Below are 2,500 nucleotides of genomic sequence, written 5' to 3'. Positions count from 1 at the left end.
ATGACGGGCCGCGGTTAGACATCCATGACGATAAGGGTGGTATTTCAAGGATGGCTCCACGAGAACTGGCGTCCCCGCTTCAAAGCCTACCACCTATCCTACACATACCGACACGAATGCCAGTGTAAAGCTATAGTAAAGGTGCACGGGGTCTTTCCGTCTGACCGCAGGAACCCCGCATCTTCACGGGGAATTCAATTTCACTGAGTCTATGTTGGAGACAGCGGGGAAGTCGTTACGCCATTCGTGCAGGTCGGAACTTACCCGACAAGGAATTTCGCTACCTTAGGACCGTTATAGTTACGGCCGCCGTTTACTGGGGCTTCGATTCAGAGCTTGCACCCCTCCTCTTAACCTTCCAGCACCGGGCAGGCGTCAGACCCTATACGTCGTCTTGCGACTTCGCAGAGCCCTGTGTTTTTGATAAACAGTCGCTACCCCCTGGTCTGTGCCACCCCACAATGGTTGCCCATCATGGGGTCACGCTTCTTCCGAAGTTACGCGTGCAATTTGCCGAGTTCCTTCAACATAGTTCTCTCAAGCGCCTTGGTATACTCTACCTGACCACCTGTGTCGGTTTCGGGTACGGTCTATAAAGTGGGGCTATTTCCTGGAACCGCTCCACCGCACACTCAATCCAATAAGAATGTACGATTTGTGCGATCCGTCACCACCACAAGGCCCACGAATATTAACGTGGTTCCCATCGACTACGCGTGTCCGCCTCGTCTTAGGGGCCGGCTAACCCTGCTCAGATTAACTTTAAGCAGGAACCCTTGGTCTTTCGGCGAGAGGGTCTCTCACCCTCTTTATCGTTACTCATGTCAACATTCGCACTTCCGATACCTCCAGGATGCCTCACGGCTGTCCCTTCACAGGCTTACGGAACGCTCCGCTACCACACGTCTTGCGACGTATCCTCAGCTTCGGTGCATGGCTTTAGCCCCGTTACATTTTCGGCGCAAAGACCCTTATTTAGACCAGTGAGCTGTTACGCTTTCTTTAAATGATGGCTGCTTCTAAGCCAACATCCTGGTTGTTTTGGGATCCTCACATCCTTTCCCACTTAGCCATGACTTGGGGACCTTAGCTGGAGGTCAGGGTTGTTGCCCTCTTCACGACGGACGTTAGCACCCGCCGTGTGTCTGCCGACTAGTACTCCTCGGTATTCGGAGTTTGGTTAGGATCAGTAAGACGGTGAGTCCCCATAGCCCATCCAGTGCTCTACCCCCGAGGGTATTCGGTCGACGCTCTACCTAAATAGATTTCGCGGAGAACCAGCTATTTCCGAGTTTGATTGGCCTTTCACCCCTAGCCACAAGTCATCCCAATCTATTGCAACAGATGCGGGTTCGGTCCTCCAGTTGGTGTTACCCAACCTTCAACCTGCTCATGGCTAGATCACTCGGTTTCGGGTCTAATGCAACGAACTGAACGCCCTGTTCAGACTCGCTTTCGCTGCGCCTACACCTATCGGCTTAAGCTTGCTCGTTACACTAAGTCGTTGACCCATTATACAAAAGGTACGCCGTCAGGCTTGCGCCCTCCGACTGTTTGTAGGCATCCGGTTTCAGGTTCTATTTCACTCCCCTTGTCGGGGTGCTTTTCACCTTTCCCTCACGGTACTTGTTCGCTATCGGTCATGCACGAGTACTTAGGCTTGGAGAGTGGTCTCCCCATGTTCAGACAGGATTTCACGTGTCCCGCCCTACTCAAGGACAATCAGTGTTCTACGCCTACGGGACTGTCACCCACTACGGTCGAGCTTTCCAGCTCGTTCGGCTTTATTCCTGATTGCCACTGGCCTGGTCCGCGTTCGCTCGCCACTACTTGCGGAGTCTCGGTTGATGTCCTTTCCTGCAGGTACTTAGATGTTTCAGTTCCCTGCGTTCGCTTCTTACCCCTATGTATTCGAAGGTAAGATACCTTATAACAATGCTTGGAAACCCAAGCCGTCATCGCTGACAGTTTGGATTTTCCAAGCATTTAAGGTGGGTTGCCCCATTCGGATATCCATGGATCAAAGCTCATTCGCAGCTCCCCACGGCTTTTCGCAGCGTATCACGTCCTTCATCGCCTGTGCATGCCAAGGCATCCACCAAATGCCCTTACGACACTTAATCGTTCTCATTGCCAATGCTCATCACCAAGCCTCCAAAAGGAGGCAAACCCGGTTACCTTTTACAACCAGGTCGTCATGATGCCATCGACGTGTTCGATAGACCTGCTTTATCGGAGCTACGCCGAGCAGCTCACTTGCAGTCTATCTTAAGACCAGCTTCTCGAGATTAAATCCGAGGATGCGCGGTCAGGCAACATCCACCAGACCGACAACCAGACAAGGGCAAAGCCCTCGAACAATCATCGATCCTTCTAGGCATCGGCTCTTCAGCCGATCCGGATCAATCTTCTCTTCACAATGTAGACAGAACAGGCACACAGCCAACCGGCCGGTGCAAACCTTTATTTTCTTCCAAGACAAGGAATTTGGTGGAGCCGA

Annotated in this window: 1 tRNA gene and 1 rRNA gene (both cut by a window edge); both read right to left on the bottom strand. The window is 52.3% G+C overall.

Features of this window, described 5'->3' with window-relative positions:
* Positions 1-2,123, bottom strand: a 23S ribosomal RNA gene (locus tag DFR48_RS21625); it reaches 675 nt to the left of the window's first position.
* A 365-nt stretch (positions 2,124-2,488) separates the two neighbouring features.
* Positions 2,489-2,500: transfer RNA gene (locus tag DFR48_RS21620), tRNA-Ala, on the bottom strand (it continues 64 nt past the right edge of the window).

This window comes from Ciceribacter lividus, assembly GCF_003337715.1.
GTDB classification, from domain to species: domain Bacteria; phylum Pseudomonadota; class Alphaproteobacteria; order Rhizobiales; family Rhizobiaceae; genus Allorhizobium; species Allorhizobium lividum.
This window is presented reverse-complemented; position numbering and strand designations above follow the sequence as displayed.